This window comes from Frankia sp. CeTa3Moorea (genome assembly GCF_978021225.1).
This window is the reverse complement of record NZ_CDXDOR010000006.1, coordinates 39,664-56,590: the sequence shown is the minus strand read 5'-3', so window position 1 is coordinate 56,590 and position 16,927 is coordinate 39,664. Positions and strand designations below refer to the sequence as shown.

General features: G+C 71.0%; 16 protein-coding genes. 8 read left to right on the top strand and 8 right to left on the bottom strand.

What is annotated here, in order from left to right:
- Positions 1-84: 84 nt before the first annotated feature.
- Together AC08OV_RS02550 and AC08OV_RS02545 are read right to left on the bottom strand one after the other, a co-directional pair.
- Entirely contained in the window at positions 85-1,233 is a 1,149-nt protein-coding gene (locus AC08OV_RS02550) for a hypothetical protein (RefSeq protein ID WP_476619234.1), read from the bottom strand.
- A 387-nt stretch (positions 1,234-1,620) separates the two neighbouring features.
- Positions 1,621-2,109, bottom strand: coding sequence for an NUDIX domain-containing protein (locus AC08OV_RS02545; protein WP_476619233.1), 489 nt, complete (start codon positions 2,107-2,109; stop codon positions 1,621-1,623).
- A gap of 581 nt (positions 2,110-2,690) precedes the next feature.
- On the opposite strand from AC08OV_RS02545, the gene AC08OV_RS02540 reads away from it, so the two are divergent.
- The 6 genes from AC08OV_RS02540 (at position 2,691) to AC08OV_RS02515 (ending at position 8,818) form a co-directional block, all read left to right on the top strand.
- The gene (locus AC08OV_RS02540; protein WP_476619232.1) at positions 2,691-3,551 is read left to right on the top strand and encodes an SAM-dependent methyltransferase; all 861 of its coding nucleotides are present in this window, start codon (positions 2,691-2,693) and stop codon (positions 3,549-3,551) included.
- Positions 3,548-4,762, top strand: a complete 1,215-nt coding sequence (locus tag AC08OV_RS02535; RefSeq protein WP_476619231.1) for a hypothetical protein — start codon at positions 3,548-3,550, stop codon at positions 4,760-4,762. The genes AC08OV_RS02540 and AC08OV_RS02535 overlap by 4 nt, the downstream gene beginning before the upstream one ends.
- Positions 4,763-4,797: 35 nt before the next feature.
- Positions 4,798-5,961 carry an ATP-binding protein gene (locus AC08OV_RS02530; RefSeq protein ID WP_476619230.1) on the top strand — a complete coding sequence of 388 codons (1,164 nt, stop codon included), beginning with the start codon at positions 4,798-4,800 and terminating at the stop codon, positions 5,959-5,961.
- A 12-nt stretch (positions 5,962-5,973) separates the two neighbouring features.
- Positions 5,974-6,327 carry a DUF6907 domain-containing protein gene (locus AC08OV_RS02525; protein WP_476619229.1) on the top strand — a complete coding sequence of 118 codons (354 nt, stop codon included), beginning with the start codon at positions 5,974-5,976 and terminating at the stop codon, positions 6,325-6,327.
- 223 nt (positions 6,328-6,550) lie between these two features.
- Entirely contained in the window at positions 6,551-7,051 is a 501-nt protein-coding gene (locus tag AC08OV_RS02520; RefSeq protein ID WP_476619228.1) for a hypothetical protein, read from the top strand.
- A gap of 183 nt (positions 7,052-7,234) precedes the next feature.
- On the top strand, positions 7,235-8,818 hold the full coding sequence (locus AC08OV_RS02515; protein WP_476619227.1) for a hypothetical protein: 1,584 nt from the start codon (positions 7,235-7,237) through the stop codon (positions 8,816-8,818).
- Here the strand turns inward: AC08OV_RS02515 and AC08OV_RS02510 are convergent.
- Positions 8,783-9,841 carry an NAD-dependent epimerase/dehydratase family protein gene (locus AC08OV_RS02510; RefSeq protein WP_476619226.1) on the bottom strand — a complete coding sequence of 353 codons (1,059 nt, stop codon included), beginning with the start codon at positions 9,839-9,841 and terminating at the stop codon, positions 8,783-8,785. The two genes, AC08OV_RS02515 and AC08OV_RS02510, sit on opposite strands and share 36 nt — an antisense overlap.
- Before the next feature lie 77 nt (positions 9,842-9,918).
- On the opposite strand from AC08OV_RS02510, the gene AC08OV_RS02505 reads away from it, so the two are divergent.
- Positions 9,919-11,109: a protein-L-isoaspartate O-methyltransferase family protein gene (locus tag AC08OV_RS02505; protein ID WP_476619225.1), complete on the top strand. Its 1,191-nt coding sequence runs from the start codon at positions 9,919-9,921 to the stop codon at positions 11,107-11,109.
- Between the two features lie 94 nt (positions 11,110-11,203).
- Here AC08OV_RS02505 and AC08OV_RS02500 read toward each other — a convergent pair whose 3' ends face one another.
- From AC08OV_RS02500 to AC08OV_RS02480, 5 genes are read right to left on the bottom strand one after another with little or no spacing between them, the layout of a single operon-like run.
- The gene (locus tag AC08OV_RS02500; RefSeq protein WP_476619224.1) at positions 11,204-11,932 is read right to left on the bottom strand and encodes a 5-formyltetrahydrofolate cyclo-ligase; all 729 of its coding nucleotides are present in this window, start codon (positions 11,930-11,932) and stop codon (positions 11,204-11,206) included.
- The gene (locus AC08OV_RS02495; RefSeq protein WP_476619223.1) at positions 11,929-12,963 is read right to left on the bottom strand and encodes a hypothetical protein; all 1,035 of its coding nucleotides are present in this window, start codon (positions 12,961-12,963) and stop codon (positions 11,929-11,931) included. The genes AC08OV_RS02500 and AC08OV_RS02495 overlap by 4 nt, the downstream gene beginning before the upstream one ends.
- Positions 12,964-12,973: 10 nt before the next feature.
- Positions 12,974-13,450, bottom strand: a complete 477-nt coding sequence (locus AC08OV_RS02490) for a hypothetical protein (protein ID WP_476619222.1) — start codon at positions 13,448-13,450, stop codon at positions 12,974-12,976.
- Positions 13,450-14,421, bottom strand: a complete 972-nt coding sequence (locus AC08OV_RS02485; protein WP_476619221.1) for a DUF1932 domain-containing protein — start codon at positions 14,419-14,421, stop codon at positions 13,450-13,452. The genes AC08OV_RS02490 and AC08OV_RS02485 overlap by 1 nt, the downstream gene beginning before the upstream one ends.
- Positions 14,418-16,118 (bottom strand): helix-turn-helix domain-containing protein, encoded by a 1,701-nt coding sequence (locus AC08OV_RS02480; RefSeq protein WP_476619220.1) that lies wholly within the window; start codon positions 16,116-16,118, stop codon positions 14,418-14,420. Before AC08OV_RS02480 ends, AC08OV_RS02485 begins: the two co-directional genes overlap by 4 nt.
- Before the next feature lie 564 nt (positions 16,119-16,682).
- On the opposite strand from AC08OV_RS02480, the gene AC08OV_RS02475 reads away from it, so the two are divergent.
- A complete protein-coding gene (locus AC08OV_RS02475; RefSeq protein ID WP_476619219.1) occupies positions 16,683-16,844 on the top strand; it encodes an FxLD family lanthipeptide in 162 nt (53 codons plus the stop codon).
- The last annotated feature ends 83 nt before the right edge of the window (positions 16,845-16,927 follow it).

Here is a 16,927-nt window from a genome sequence, read left to right as displayed (position 1 = left end):
CTGTGGCCGGTCAGCGTTGACCCCGTGTGCCCGCGGGGAGCCTCCGGGCGGTGGCGTGGAGGAGCGGTGGACGCGTTGCGACCGTCAGCGCGCGATGCGTCGCCACGTTCGCAGCAGCGTGCTGAGGGCCGCGGTGAACAGCAGCAGGCTGGCGCCGAGCAGCGTCACGCGTCCGATTCTGTCGCCGAGCGGCGAGGGCATCGTCAGCCCGGTCGCGACGGCCGCCGTCGCCGCCAGCACGCCGCCCACGAACGCAGTGATCAGGACGGGTATCCACGCCGAGGGCTCTTTCCGAGGAGATCCGGTCTCCACCCGCACCGCCATCATCGCCGTGATCAGGTCGCGTTCGTGCAGGTAGCGCTCCTGGAGGTGTTCGTGGGCGATCCGGCTGCCCTGCGCCGGCAGACAGATGAGCGCCTTCTCGATGGACACCAGCGCGCCGTCGAGATCGCGGCAGCGGCGTTGGCCGCGGGCGTAGCGATACCACCACAGATGCGCGGTCGGGCTCGCCGTGGTCGCCTCGGCTGCGTACCGGCATAGCCGCTCGTTCTGCGCGGGACTCGGGGCACCGACGTCGAGGGCGTGCAGGCAGACGTCGATGATCTCCCGGCGCTGCGGCGTGGCGGTCCACGCAGCGGTGAGTAGCGTCATCCCGCGGTCGGGGTCGCGCATGCCGAACCGGGCGAACGCACGCAGCGCTGTGGTCAGCGGCTCGGCGCGGTGCTGGTCTGCGGCGAGAGCCAGCAGCGACGAGTCCAGAAACCGGTCCAGGTCCTCGAACCAGAAGTTCGACCGGAGCTTGCCGGCGTAGTACAGCAACACGAAGTAGGCCACGTCGGCGGAGCCGTGGAAGGTCTGGAGGATGCGGCCGGTGGCCAGGTCGAGGTCGGCGCGCGCCTCGACGGTGTCCCTGGTGAGGAAGGCGTAGCCCAGCGCCCACCGCTCGATGATCTCCGTGCGGATCTGCGGGCCGGCGTGGTCGACCAGCCAGTGCGCGCAGCGGGCAGCGACCTCGACCGTGGGCTCGGCGAGCAGTCGGCGCCGCCAGTACCGGTCGGCGCAGATCAGCCAGGGATCGCCGACGAAATCCGCCGACGACACGGCAAACGGCGGCTCCCGGCCTGCCTCGACCAGATCGGCGGCGACCTGCTCGCACACGCGCTCCAACTCGCGGGCCGCGGCTCCGGCCGCATCGTCGAGCCGCGACAGCGGGTCCGGCAGCGAGGCGGTCATGGCCCGAGTCTGACACCCCTTCCACATCAGACAGGGGCGCATCGACCAATGCGGCCAGAGAAAGGACCCCGCCGTGGGCCGCGCCGACGGCTATTCCACCGGCAGACCGAGGTAGACACGTGGATCGCCACCCGCCACCCAGAGGCCGCAGCGGCGATCGTGTCGAAACGCGGGCCCAAATGCAGATCCCGCTCTTCGGGATTTCTCACCACCCGGACAGCGGTCCACTGCGCGCCAGCCCGCCAAGGCTCGTCGCTCCTGGCGGGCCTGGCCTGCGCGCGGGCGCGAGAAGGTCAGGCCGTGGCCGTGGGCGGGTGGCTTCGCTGCATCGGCTGACCGGATCAGCTGTCCAGAGCGAGTGTCCGCTGGCTTTGGTTTCCCGGATCGTCAGTCCTGACTCAGGTATCCGATCGCGCTGAGGCGGGCAAACAGCGCCGTCGCCTGTAGACGCGAGTCCTCGGCGATGTTGCCCTCAGTGGTGAGCTCCTGTTTGTCGAACCATCGGACCGCGGTCTGCGCCCGCTGCGCCGGGCGCTCCCAGAGCGCGACGAAGACGTGGTCGACATGGAGATGCTCGCTGGTGGTGTGGCTGTCGGGGCTCGCGGCCATTTCGACGACCCACCAGGGCGTGACAACGGGCACGTGGGGGAAGCCCTCGGGCAGCGGGGTTGTCGGACCGGCTACCAGCCGAACCCGACACCCGACTTCTTCCTCGACTTCTCGAACGGCGGCCTCGGCCGCGTTCTCGTTCGCCTCGATGTGGCCACCGGGCGGAAGCCATCCGCCCATCCGTGGATGCCAGATCATCGCGACCTGCCAGCCCGTCCCCGTGTGCTCGCGGAAGACGAAGACAGTCGACGTCGCTTCTTTGATCATCGGCTCGTCTCCTCCTGGAGCGTGGCTCTGGGACTGGCCGAGGGCGAAGAGCGCCCCACGCGACCGCTGCGTCCGATGGCAGCGGTCGTGGGGGTACTCCCGGTCAATCGTTGAGAGGATGGGTTAGCTGGGCTGAGGGTCGACTGGCTGTTGATCGGTTTCGGACCTCGTCCGTGGGACATGCCCACCGCGCGCATCCGCGCCCGCAACTCCTCCTGATCGGCTCGCTGACTGGGAGTGGCCACGATCAGGCATCTTCTCGACAACAGCGTGTCGCTTTGCGGTTCCGCCGGCACCTCCACGGTAGTGAATTGATCACATCCCGGGGAGTAGGGGCTGGTGCCGCCCGAAGTGACGGCCGCTTTCGTGGGCGTTTCCCCAGCTCAAGCTGGGTCGGGAGGGGCGAACGACTTCTTCGTGGTGCGGGGGATGACCGCTGGACCCCGCTCGGCCGATGGTGGAACGGTTCCGCTTTGCCTACCCTCAGTGAGGACCGTTCCCATGATGAGGATCGTCGGTGCGACGCGCCATGACCACCCCTCCAGTCCCGGGACCGGCTCGGCCGGCCGGTCAGGTGGGCTGTGCCGGCCGCACGGCGGCGTCGTCACGACGGCGCGCTGGCCGCGGGCGCGATCCTGATGGGCGCGGACGGCGCCGCTCCGGTGGCGGCCGAAGGTCCGAACGTGGCTCGGGTCTACGACTACTTCCTAGGCGGTGCGCACAACTTCCCGGCTGACCGGGAGGCCGCGGCGAAGGTGCAGCAGACGTGGCCGCAGATCCGTGACACCGCCCGCGCCAACCGGCTGTTCCTGGGCGAGGCGGTCCGTTACCTCGCCGGTGAGGTCGGTATCCGCCAGTTCCTCGATATCGGGTCGGGGATGCCGACGATGGGTAATGTCCATGAGGCCGCTCAGCAGGTGGCCCCGGACGCCGAGGTCGTCTACGTGGACAACGACCCGGTCGCGGTGGCGCACAGTCAGATCCTGCTCGCGCCCAACCCGGCGGCGGTGGCCGTGGAAGCGGATCTGGCCCGGCCCGGTGAGATCCTGGGCCACCCGGAGGTGTCCCGGCTGCTGGGCCTGGGGCAGCCGGTGGCGCTGCTGCTGGTCGCGATCCTGCATTTCTTCCCCGAGGACACCGGCCCGCAGCACCTGGTTGCGCAGCTGCGGGACGCTCTGCCGGCGGGCAGCTACCTGGTCCTGACCCATGCCACCGGTGACGGCCAGTCCCAGGACGTCATTGAGGCGGCCGAGGTGTACCGGCGCACGACCGCGCCGTTCCAGCTGCGCAGCCGTGAGCAGGTGTTGGCGTTCTTCGACGACCGCGCGCTGGTCGAGCCCGGTCTGGTCCTGCTGCCGGGCTGGGAGCAGGACCGGACGCGCCGTCGCACGGCGCTGGAGGGTCGGCTGCCGGTCTACGCCGGTGTCGGGCGCCTGCGGTGAGCCCGTTCTCGGGCTGCCTGACCTGCTGGCAAAGCGACGACGTCCACGATCTTGTCAGCTACGTCGAGGGATGGATCGCCGCTGCGACCGGGCATCTGTGGCCGCAGGCCGGCGTCACGTTCGGAGCGATGGCCACCGCAGGCGGGGCGCTGTATCGGCAGGTCCGGATCGGCGAGGAGACGCTGCGCGCGACGGTCCGCCCGGCAGGCGCGGCGCTGTCGAGCCTTGCGCGCGGCGACCACGGCGATCTGGCCACCGTGCTGGCCGACGGCGACGGGGGGCCGGCGAACGCGACGCTGCGCGAGGCCGAGCAGCTCACGGCGCTGGCGACCTACTCCCGTGTGCGGGTGGCCGCCCCGACCGCGACGGCGAAGGGGGTGATGTTCACCCCCTGGGTGAGCGGCCCCAGCCTGGCCGGCCGGCTCCAGACCCGGCCGGCGGTGCTCACCGAGATGGTGACGGCGCTGATGGACGACCTGAGCGAGCTGCACCGCGACCCCGCCGGGCAGCTGCGACAGGCCGCGGCGCCCGCCCGCGGCCGGCCTCTGCCTCGGGTCGTCGCCGAGGCGGTGAGCCGCTCGGCAGAGCACCTCCACGCCGAACGAGCGTCGGCCGGTGATGCCGGGGAGCTACGGGCGCTGCTGGGGAGCCTGTCGGCGCGGCTCGGCCGGCTGACCGCCCAGCTGGACCCGGCAGCGTTCACCCGCACCGGCATCGCCTTCGGAAGTCTCTGCCCGAGCGGCGTGCTGTATCCCGACGGATCGCCGCGGGCGGTGCTGGTGTCACCCGCGCTCGAACCCGGTGGGGATCTCGTGGACGCCGGAACACTGCTCGGCCATCTGCATCTGCTGGCCATTGGCCGCCCGCCGCCGGTCCGGGCGGAACTGATGGAAGGTGTCGAGGCGTGGCTGTCCGGCCGGCTGGCCGCCTGCCGGGATCAGTGGAGGGGCTGGCTGTTCGCTGTCCTGACCGTCTGGGCGGCCACCGTCTATGACCAGGTTGTCACCGCGCTGACGCTGCCCGCGGCTGCCGTGCCGCTCGACCCGGCCGTGGCCGATCTGCTGGCCCGGCCGCGCCCGGCGCTGGCCGTCCTCGGCGTGCTCACCCGCGAGCTGCGCCGCCGCGGCGCCGCCCCGGCGCTGAACGCCGCCCTCGCCGCGCTTGCCGACAGCCCGGCTGACCAACCGGCGCAGCCGGCCGCAGCACGCTGATCCCTCTCCTGTTCGCAGACCGAAGGTGCACGTCCATGGCCATCACCCTCACCCGGGCACCGGGCAGCCGATCACAGCCGGCCTGCCCGCCGCCGCCTGCCCCCACCTCCGCCTCCCGGTCCCCGCAGGTCCTCGCTACCCCCGGCCCGTCCACGGACCCAGCGGTCGCCCTCGGTCAGCAGGCGGACCCGCAGCCGCCCGAGGCCGGCCCTTGCTCGCCGGAGCGCGCGTTCGACCTGCTGCGCGGCACGGCGGTCCGCCACCTCGACCGGCACCTCCAGCGGAATGGGGCGTGCGAGGAGTGCGGGTGCGCCTGGCCGTGCCGCATCGTGATGCTCGCCGAGAACAACCTCACGCTCGTGCATGACACGGCCCCCGCCCCATCCACCTCTGACAGCGCCGGCCGCGCAGCCGTGTCGTCGCGGGCCGCGGGCAACCGCATCACGTCCCAACGGCCCACGTACCCGCGACGCGACGGCGAGGTCAGCCCAGATCCCCGCAGCCAGGAGAGCCGCATGACCACCGCCGTAGCCACCGCCCCGTCCGCCACGCCCGAACCAGCCGTCCACCTGCTACCGCACCGCGTCTGGCACTACCCGACCAGCCCGCAGTCCGCCAGCGCCGCCCGCCACGACGTCACCACGCAACTCCACCGGTGGAACCTGGGCCGTTTGATCGACCCGGCCACCCTGGTGACGTCGGAACTGGTTACCAACGCGCTCGCCGCGAGCCTGCGCGGCGCCGGCGACCTGACGTCGCAGATTGCGATGCGCCTGACCTACAGCGACAACCATGTGATCGTCGAGGTCTGGGACGGCGGACCAGGCCACCCGACCCGCCGACCCGCCGACCCTGACGCCGAGGACGGCCGCGGCCTGTACCTGGTCGCCGCGCTGACCCGGCGCACCGGGTACTACCTGGCCCGGGTCCGCACCGCCGACGGCAGTTACCAGAGGAAGGGCAAGGTCGTCTGGGCAGCCCTGCCCCACAACACCCCACTCCCGCAGCGCGTCTCGACCGCCCCGACCGACGAGCTACCGCGACGTGAACGATTCGCCGCCCACGCCGAGACCATGGCGACCCCGGACGTCTTCGACCTCGCGCTGCTGCAACGGGTCCGCGACGGCCTGCGCAACCTCGACGGCCAGGCACCGCCCACCAAACCCACCCGCTCCGACCGCCACATCCGACCGACCTAGACGGGAGGCCCCATGACCGACCCCGCGGACCGTTCCTGCCCGCCCTGGTGCGAGCAGCCCGCCGGCCACCTGCACGTCGAACCCGCCGGTCCCGGCGACTACCACGTCTCCGAGTTCACCCAGATTGACCTGCCAGGAATTCCCGGGCTACGCGACGCGACCGTTCTCCAGGTGTCCATCGAGCAGTACATCACCGCCAAGACCATCCACCCTCCGATGATCTCCCTCGGCCGCGGCGAAGACCCCGACAGCGAAGCACTCACCCTGGACGAAGCCGCCACCCTCACCGCCGCCCTCACCCAGGCTGTCGCCGCGGCACGCGACGTTCAAGAACATCAGTCGCCGATCGACGACGGGTCCGCATAGCGACGCAGACAGCGTCACCGCTGCCCGCCGGCCCCGCGCGCCACGCCCGCAGCAATCCCGCCGATGGATCGGCCAGCTCAGACGGCGACAGCCTCGGCGGACTGCCCCTCGCTGGTCACGGTCGGTCCCGGCACGACGGCGTGGCCTCCGGCGGCGAAGCGTCACCACGGCCACACAGACCTCCGATGACGAAACCGGCCCCTATGCCATCTGACCGCCACACGTGCCACCCGCGCTCCGCCCGATCGTCCTGCTAGCCAGGACGCGTGACCTGCTCCCGGCCGAGCGGCTGGCGGACCTGCTCGCCGCCTTCACACCACCCGTCGACCCGACAGCTCCGGAATGGTCCGACCTGTGCTCCGCCCTGGACGCCTACGACCAGGCGGCACAGCACGGCCGGGACCTCGACGAGGCCCGCCACCAGGTCGACACCGCCGCCATGATCTTCCACCCGCGGTACGGCGGCGCTGACCCAACCGAGCAGTGGCATCCACGAGTGCAGACCGGCTCGGTAGACGCCCCGCACGCCGCGTCCATCACCGCGCAACCGCTCTCCCGTTGCCTGACGGCAACGGTGACGAGCTCGTGTATGTCCGGATCTTCGGCCTGCCGCGCGCGAACTGACACACCGCCTGGCGCCGAACAGATCGCACCGCCTCGCGCCATTTCCGCAGCTCAGCGTCCTCTCGGCAGCCGAAGAACATGTTCGTGGCAGGGGGAATGACCTGCACCACCGGGCCACGTGATCATTATGGCGGCCTGTCTGTCTCGTGGAGCTGGCAGCGTCCTGGACGACAGATGCGCCATCGACTCTGACCCGACGCTGGTGGATCATCGAGGTGATCTTCTGTTCCTGGAACGGCGGACCGGCGCCGGTCTGCGGGCCAGGTCTGGAAGGGGATGCGGCATGAATAGACGCAGTCTGCGGGTGGAGCAGGATGAGTTGCGGGCGCGGATGCGCGCGGTGGGCATGTCGCACGACGAGATCGCGATCGAGTTCGCCCGCCGCTACCAGCTGCGCCCCCGGGCAGCCCACCGCGTCGCGCACGGTTGGACCCAGGCGCAGGCCGCGAACCACATCAACGCCCACGCCGCCCGCGCCGGCCTCGACCCCCAAGGCGCCGCCCCGATGACCGCTCCACGGTTGTCGGAGCTGGAGAACTGGCCGCTGCCGAACAACCGCCGCCGACCCACCCCCCAGCTTCTCGTCCTGCTCGCCGAGGTCTACGACACCAGCATTCACAACCTGATCGACCTCGACGACCGCGAACACCTCACACCCGCAGACCATCTCATTCTTAGCCAGACTGGTCAGATCCAGCACACGTCCGCCCGAATCCGTGTGACCACGCATTCCTACCCTGCGACGTTGTCCGTACCTGCGGCCGGAGGGTTGCAGCCGGGTGGGATCGAGCACACATCAATACCCTATGTACCGGTAGAAATGGAGCGTGTCATGTCGGCTGCCAAGGAGTCGGGGGAGCACGCGATGTTCGCGGCGGCCAGAAGTCTCGATACCAGCTCTGTCGAACAGCTCGCCGACGATGTCCGCCGGCTCGCGCACACCTACAACACCACCCCTCCCTTCCAGATGTTCACCGAACTGGCCAAGACCCGGAACACCGTGTACGCGCTGCTGGAGCAGACGAAACGCCCACGGCAGCTCGACGACCTCTACATGTTCGCCGGGCAGCTCTGCGGCCTGCTCGGCATCGTCAGTCTCGACCTCGGGTTTCCCGATGCCGGCGTCGAGAACGCCCGCGCAGCCTGGGCCTACGGACAGATTGTCGACGATGACGGGCTGCGCTCGTGGGCCCGCGCCGTCCAGGCCACCATCGCCTTCTGGTCCGACCGCCCCCGAGAAGGGATACGGCTGACGACCACGGGCCTTGACCACGCCAGACCCGGGTCCGGAAAGGTTCGCCTGCACGCCGTGCAGGCCCGATCCTACGCGATGATCGGAGCCACGGACGAGGCGATGACCGCGCTGGCCGCTGCCCAGAACACCGCCGAGACAGACGCATCGGACGATCTTCTCGACAGTGTGGGTGGCGAGTTCTCGTTCGGCGAGGAACGCCGGCTCCTCAGCGCCGCGGCAACACATCTCGCCCTGGGCCAGCTCGACCAGGCTGAGCACGCGGCGTCCCAGGCGATCGACCTGTTCACCGCGATTCCGGTCACCGACCGGTGGACACCCGGTGAGCACGGTGCCCGGATCGATCTGATCGTCGCCCGAACACTGGGCGGCAACCTCGACGGGGCACACGACGCCCTCGTCCCCGTGCTCGCGCTGCCGTCCGAGCAACGTACGGGGCGCCTGACGGGAAGGCTTCACCGGTTGCGCCGGTCATTGAGCCAGCCACGCTACCGCGGCTCCACCGACGCCGAGCAACTCGACGACCAGATCGAACATTTCGTGCGCGAGTCGGCGACCGCCATGCTGCCCCCAGGTACCTCACACCCGTCGCTTCTCGCCGGCGGTGGCGTCTGACCGCAGCTCCCACAGGTCGAGGAGGCGGCGCTCCCGGTCGGGGTCGATACCGTGCTCGTCCTGACGCTCGTGTCGGACCGGCGCGCCGCCGGCCGCCAGCCACGCCCACGTGTCCAGGACCGTGTCCTCGATCGGCCGGCAGCGCAGACCCGCCGCCGCTGCCCGGCGCGCGTCCAGCTGCCACGTCCCGGGAGGCACCCGCCACAGCGGGATCTCCGTCCACTGGCGCACACCCTGCTCGACCAGCCAGCCGGGGTCCGCCCAGACGACCTCGACCTCGCCTGCGCCTCGGACGTCCCGCGTCGCCGCGATGCACGCGTCCAACATGCTGCCGTAGGTTGCGTGGCCGGCGGGCGCCGCAACGTTGAAGATCCCGCTGGCCGACCGTCCGACCAGGTCGAGCAGAAACGCCGCGAGGTCGCGTGCGTCCACCGGCTGGATGAGCCTGCCGGCGGGCGCCGGGGCCAGCACCGGCCCGCCGCGCGCCATCCGGCGAAGCCACCACGGCAGCCGTCCGACGTACTCATGCGGGCCGAGCACGACACCCGGCCGCACGATGACCGCCTGGTCAGGGGAAACGCTCCGTCGGACCGCGGCCTCGCACCCAGCCTTGTGGGGACCGTAGCGCCCCGCGTCCCAGCGAGGATCTTCCACCACCAGATCGGGATCTCCCGGATGCAGCGGCGAGGACTCGTCGACAGCGAACGCGGGCCAGTCTCGATACACCGAGACGGTCGACACAAACACATACCGACGGGCCTGCTCACCGAGAACCTGCGCAGCAAGGCCGACCAAACGGGGCTCCGCGCCGCCGACATCCACCACGGCATCCCACGGTCCCTCCACAGCGAGGCGATCAAGATCCTGGGCGTTGGTTCGGTCGCCTCGCAACGGGTGGACCCCTGCGACATCAGGTCCGGACCTACCCCGGTTGAACGTCGTGACCGCCCAGCCACGGCCAACCGCCTCCTCGGCCAGGACACGGCCGACGAACCAGGTTCCTCCCAGAAGCAGCAGACGCATGGCGCAATCGTCTCAAAAGGGCTCCCCCACGTAGCGACTCTCGGGGCGATCGTCGATCGGGAGCCGCTGGAGCGCCGGTGGCAGAACCGGTCGATCCCGGCCTGCTGTACCAGCCCATCCTCACCATGGACCCGGAAGGAACCGTGCGCGTGCCCACCACCCCGACCGCCTCGCCGCTGGCCACTCGCGTCGCCGACTACGCCGACGCGCTGAGAGTGGGCGGCGCTATCCGTACCGACCCGGTGCACGCCGCGTTCGCCACCATCCGCCGGGACCTGTGCCTGACCCACTTCCAACACGCCGGACAGACGATCACCCTCACGCACGACACCACGCCGGCCCCGGCCGTGCTCGACGCTATCTACAGCCAGCAGGCCCTGGTCACCCGTACCGCGGGCATCCCGTCCTCGTCCTCCGCACCGACGATCATGGCGAAGATGCTCGAAGCGCTGCATCTTCAGCCCGGACAGCGGGTCCTGGAGATCGGCGCTGGCACCGGCTACAACGCCGCCCTGCTCGCCCACCTCACCCAGGCCGGCGTCGTCACCGTCGAAGCACACCCGGCCACCGCAGCCGAGGCCACTGCCTCGCTGCGTCGCCTCGGCCTGCACGAGCAGATCACGGTCCTCGAAGCCGACGGGTACCACGGCGCTCCCGACCACGGCCCCTTCGACCGGATCGTCGTCACCTGCGGCATCGCCGGTATCCCACCCGGCTGGCTCGACCAGCTCACCGACACCGGCCTCATGCTCGCCCCCCTGCTCCACGGCGGCATCCACCCACTCATGACCATCGGCCGTGACGGTCGAGTCGCCGGCTGTATCGGCGGTGACTTCATGCCCGCCGCCGGGCCGCTGCGCCCCGACCAGCTGATCGGCCGCAACCCCGTCCGCCCGGTCCCCACCCGGCCGTTGGTCTTCTCGGCCAGCCTCGCCGGCCCCCTTGACCCGCCGACCTACCACGACCTGTGGTTCCACCTCGCCACCGGTGACACCCGGATCACCCGGGCGTGGATGGACGACGACACCTTCCCCGCGGGCGCCGGCCAGCTCGCCCTGCACACCCCTGACCAGCACGTCGCGTGGGCACACACCACCGGCACCGTCACCGCGACCCACCCAGACCTCGGCGAGCAGCTGAGCGCCCAGGTCCGCCGCTGGCTCAGCCACCACCAGCCCACCGTGCCCGAGCACACCGCACATCTCGTGCCAGCCGCGGGCGTCGTCCCACCGCTTGAGCGTCCGACCGGCTGGACGACGCTCCGGTGAGGGACGGGTGAGAGCACGGCGGCGATCCGCAGCGTCGTCGGCGCCGGACGGGAGACAGCGACCGCGTCGGCCCCGTCGCTGCCCGGTGTTGCCATCAGGTGCCTTTGTAAGGCCGGCGGGCTGCGAGGACGGGGATCGCGGATACGGTTTCCTCGTCGAGGTCGTCCCAGTACAGGCCCTCCGGGCGGCGCGCCGGCCCGCAGGTGATGACCTGCGTGGGGGTGACGACGAAGTCGACGCTGAAGTCGTGGCGGGTTTCCGGTAGGTCGTCGTCGACGACCTGAAGGTCGTGCACGGTCGTCGCGATGACGGTCGTGGCTGCGATGAGGCCGGTCTCGCGCAGAAGGGCGAACTCGATGTCGGCGTATCCGGCTCCCTTGCCCAGCCGTGTGCCGTGGCGGTTCACGGCGACGCTGCCGCACACCACCAGATCGACAGGCTGCATGTCGTCCAGGCCGACCGGACGGGCGACGGTGGCGGCGACGTGCCGGGAGGCGGCCTGGTCGGGCGGAACGGGCAGGGTCGTCGGGTCGAGGTGGCGGAACGGCAGCGGTTCGGCCAGCTTCGGCACCGCCATGTAGACGGTCTTCCTGTCGCGCAGGGCGCGGGCCCGGACGGGCTGCTGGGCCCGGTCCGGGACGGCTTTCACGACCCGTGCCGACGCCCAGGCGGGCAGCGCTGCCAGGAGCTCGGCGGCCTGCTCAGCGCCGGCGAACGCGGGAATGTAGCCGTGGACGTCGGGCGGCGCCGCGTGCTCGCGTGCCAGCAGCGCCCAGACACGTTCACGGACCTGCTGCTTGGCGCCGAGGATGTCGGGGCTCACGGTGCCGGCTCGGTGGCGGGTGCCATGACGTCGAGGAGACGGTCGCAGGCGTCGCGGACGGTCGGCACATGGCGCCAGGGCTTGAGTTCCCGGCCGATGGTGAAGGCCATCGTGATGCCGCCTCCGCCCCAGGTCCGGCTGACCACGTCGAGGGCCTGGTCGAACGCCTGGCCGGCTTCGTCTGGTTTCCGCTGGCGAATCCGGGCGAGCGCGAGATTGCCCAGGGCGATCGCGTCCGCTTTCGCGGGCTCCCGCGCCGAGGAGCCGACGTGTTCGAGCAGTCTCTCGGCTTCCTTCGGCCGGTCGAGGAACAGGTAGCAGGAGCCAGCCATGCGCGGGATGTGACCGGGCGAGTACAGGTGGAACGCCTCGTCTGCGCCATCGACACGGGCGAGGGCCTGGTCAGCCTGGCCAAGCAGCTCCTCGCATTCCCTGGCGCGGCCGACCATCGCGTGCGCTTCGGCGGCGTGCAGCAGGGCAAGCCCGGCGAGCACCTCACTGGCGCCGTTCGTCACGGCGATGCACCGGTGCGCGAGATCCAGCGCGGCCTCCGAGGAGCGCTCACCGTACAGGGCGGTGATCGTGGAGCGCAGGAGCGCGAGTCCCTCGGCGATCGGATTCCGCAGCTCCCGCCCGGCAGCAGCGGCCCGGTCCAGGTAGACCCGGGCCTGGCGGTGGTCACGCCGCTGGGAGGCATCCCAGACGAGCTGACCCATGAGGATCGCCGCTTCGGCTTCGACGGTCAGCAGCTCGCGGCGCAGCCGCGGGGTCGGTGCCTGCGACCGCAGGTAGCCAGCCAGGGCGAACAGCTGGCTCGCCTCAGGCAGCAGCGACGCTGACGGTGTCCGGTCGTACTGGACATCGAGATCGTCGACCCGCTGCCGCAGCATCGCGATCGCCACCAGGTCGACGCCTCGGGGATGCTCGCCGACGTAGCCAAGCCGCTCGCCGACATGCCCCTCCTCACCGGACAGCGCCAGGCCGGACAGAGACGCAGGCCAGGGCTGGACAGCGGATCGAGACCGGGACACTGATCGTTCCTCAGCGGACTCGTCCAGGGGCAGCACAGGTACCGCGTCGCCGGCGGAGCGGGGGGGGCTTCGGCGTGGGAGGGCGCACGCTGTTGAGCAGAAGCTGGTCCGGCGGGGTGAGGTGCTCGCGGTCCCCCAGGTCCACCAGCGCGTGGATGTCGGTGCCGTAGACGCCGGCGAGCAATGCGAGGACCTGCGGTGTCAGCCGTCGTACCCGTGTCGAGGTCGGGAAGTTCTCCAGCTCGCACAGACGCGACTCGGTCATCGGCGCCCTGCCCGTGTCATCGAGACCCTGTTCGGCGGCATAGGCGTTGATCCGGTCTGCTGCCTGCGTCAAGGTCCAGCCGAACGCATGCCGGTAGGCCGCCCGAGGCCGCAGCTTGTACCGGCGGGCGAACTCCGCCGCGATCTCCTCGTGGCTCATACCGCGTTCGCGCATGCGGCTACGCAGATCGCTCTGTTCCGCACGCAGGCTGGCCCTGGCCATCAGACGCTCTGCCTATCCCCGCCGCCGCGCACGGCCTGTCCCGCGAACCGCTGGGTCTGGCCGGACGGAGTCACAGCGGCGGCATGCTCACCGCGGTCGGAGCTGTCCTTTGCCTCCTGCTCGGCCGGCCGGCGCAGGCCGGCGAAGAGCGTTTCGATCTCGTCGGGCGGGGCGTCGCGGTGGGCCGCCCAGGCGTCGAAGATCTCTTCGGCGCCGCGGATCATGGTGTCGGGCAGGCCGGCGGCGTGCAGGGCGGTGGCGGCCTCGGCCATCTCTGGCGACCAGCGCCACGCACGGGCGGCGACGGTGGGCAGGAAGTCGGGTTCGGCGAGGATCGGCCGGTGGTAGCGCTGCCCCTCAGCGGTCAGGACGTCGGCGACGCCGTAGTGGTCGGCGAGGGCGTGCGCGAGCCCCGCGAGGGCGCGGCTGGCCTTTTGGAACACCGCCTGCGCGGTCTTCAGCGCCGACGCGGCACCGATCTGTTCGGAGATCGTGAGGACGTCCAGGCCAGAGCCGGTGAACAGGTCCATCACGGTGGCGGTGTCCGCGGGCGCGCCCGCGAGGTAGAGCCGGGTCGTCCCCGACCGGGTAGGCGGAGGGCCGATGATCGAGCCGTCTACGACCCGGACCGCGGTGTCCGTGAACAGGTCGCCGATCGCCGTCATCCGCTCGGGAGTGAGCGCGTTGGCATCGAGGAAGACACCGCGGTGGAAGCCGGCCGCCCGCACCTCCGCGGCGATCCGCTCGGCGAACTGCGGGGGACACAGCGAGATGACCACGTCCGCGTCGTGGACGAGGGTGGCCATGTCTGGCGTGGGCTGCAATCCGGCGGCGCCCGCGCGGCCTGCCGTCTCGGCGCTGCGGCCTTCCGGCAGCCACAGCACCCGCGCCTTTCCGGTGGCCTGCTGGCCCACAGCAGCGCCCATCGACCCGGGGTGCAGCAGCGCCACCGTCGGCTGTGCCCGGCTCATTCGGCGTCGGCGTGAGAGTCGTGGGAACGGCTCGTTGTCGGCGCGGCGGTCGCGCAGATGTCGAGGATCTCCTCCCGCAGGTGTTGGGCAGACTGGAGGTCCCGGTATCGGGGTCGGTCAGTGACGGTGGCGAGTTGGCGGAGGCGGCGCAGGACGCTGTCGGTGGGCCGGCGCGTCGCGGCGTCCAGCACGGTCCGGATCGTCTGCGCGGCACCGTCGAGTTCGGAGCGCTCCAGGTGGGCGGCAGCCAGGTCGAGCCGGGCCAGCGACAGCTCCCCGAGCCGCTGTTCACCGACGGGTGCGGCCTCGTAGAGGCCGATCGCGGTCCTGGCGGCCTGTTCGGCGCGGGCCGCCCAGCTGCCCGCGGGCAGGGTTTCGGTCCGGCCGTGCAGTCCCAGATAGGAGGACGCGGTGTAGAAGAACTGCTTGGACTCGGGAAAGGTCAACATCCCGCCGGGCGCGTCCTCACCGATGATCTCGTCGCGGGCCTGTCCGGCTCGTCTCAGCGCGTCCTGCACCGTTGCTTCATCGCCGAGCTTGCCCGCGGCGCGGGCTTCCAGGGCTGCGGCCCGTACACGGGCGGTGCCGTGTTCGGGAACGAACTCCCACCCCTCGCGGGCCAGCTCGACGGCTTCAAGCAGCCTGCCCTGCCAGTAGGCGATCAGGCTTTGCATGCCGCGGACCCAGCAGCGCAGGCCGTTGTGCCCGGCCAGCTCCCCACACAGGAACGCCGTCCGGGCCTGCGTCGTCGCGGCAGGCAGGTAGCCGAGGTCGAAAGAGGCGTTGGCCAGCATCCCGCACAACACGCCCGCGATCACGTACAGATCCCGGGTCTCGGCCGGACGCTGCCGATCTTCCAGCAGGCTGAACGCGTGGTTACGCAGCTCGACGATCTCGGCGAACGACGGGGCCACAGGGCGGTGCGGGTAGCGCGTGGCCAGCCAGGTCAGATCCGCGTGGAACTGCTCGACGGCGAGGGGACCCACGTTGCTGCCACCAGCTGTCCGGCCGAAGTCGGCGGACTCGCGAGCTGCCATGACGACCATCCTCTCCACCAGCCATCCCGCTGCCGGCTCGTCCAGCCCCGGCCCGTTGCCGCCGCCGCCCGCCACCAGCCGCGCCGTGGCGCCCCAGGTGCCTGTGCGGAGGCTTCCATAGCAATCCTGCTGTCGATGGTCCCTCGCCGAGGGGACGGACGAGACGGGTGAGCCCACCAGACCGTTGTCCAGCAAACCCCGTGCGGCAGGGACGAACCCCAACCCTGCGGACGTGGCGGACGGCGGTGGCGCGGGTCTGCGCATGCGGTTGACGAGAAGCATGTCGTCGGCCGTCAAATGCTCCCGATCGTCAAGATCGAGCAGGTGGTGGATGTCGGTGCCGTAGACCTCGGCGAGCACGGCGAGAACCTGCGGGGTGAGACGACGGCGGGCCGGCAGCGGCCAGTTCTCCAACTCCGACAGCCACGGGCCACTCATCGAGGCGGCGCCATCCGTGTCCGGACCGATGCGGGCAAGGTGAGCGTTGATGCGGCCGGCCGCCTGCTGCTGGGTCCAACCTCGCGCCACCCGGTGGGCGGCGCGAGGCCGCAGCCGGTAGCGACGGGCGAACTCCACAGCGATCTCATCGTGCGCCATGCCCACCGCACGCATCCGGGCACGCAGCTCCTCCTGCTCGACCCGCCGACTGGTCCTGCCCATGCCGGTGCGCCCCCTCCCTGAGCCCGATGCCGATCAGCCTCGAAGCCCGCCGCCTCTCCGCTACCGACCGAACCGTCGCCACCGTAGCCGTCCGCTCACGGTCGGAACAGAGGGGCCGGATGGATCGAAACGGCCGCATCGTCGGTGGAGTCGGACCAGACGAGGCAGCCCACCGAGAAGCGGGAACAGGATCACAAGTCGCCGTCCGTCCGAGGAGGGCCCGCCGCGGAGCTTCTCGCGAGCCGTGATCGTCGCGCGGTCGGCCGTGCTCCGGCCGGGCGGTGCCACGAACAATTGGGTGGGTGTCCCGGCGTGTCTGGCCGAACATACTGGCGCTGCGGACGCCATCGGCCCAGGTCAGGGGCCGGGCAAAGTGCGAAGACAAAACTTCGCCGGTTGGGGAATGACCGCGCGCTGAGCGTGAGTCATTGTTACCTCTCGTTACCGCCGAAGGCCGGCATGGTAACCCTCGGCCCTGTGGCTTCTCGAAGCGAACGCACGCCCTTCGCATGGCGCGCGGGGGTCGGCAGGTGCGCCGGGGAACGGCACTGAGAGGAGACGTGGATGTCCATCGTGCAGGAGGTCGGCCCATCGGGTGCGACGCCGGCTGACTGGTTCGACCTGCCGATCACCATCGTCGATGACAGCACGTGCGTGGCGAGCGAGGGCTGTGACACCTCGGACGGCTGCTCGTCGACCTGCCCGTCGGCGTGCGTCAGTTCGTAGACGCGGGTCGTCGCCGTGCCGCCCCGCGGCGTCGGGGCGGCACGGGACGGTGCGCTACTCGGATATGACGACGGCGGGGAAAG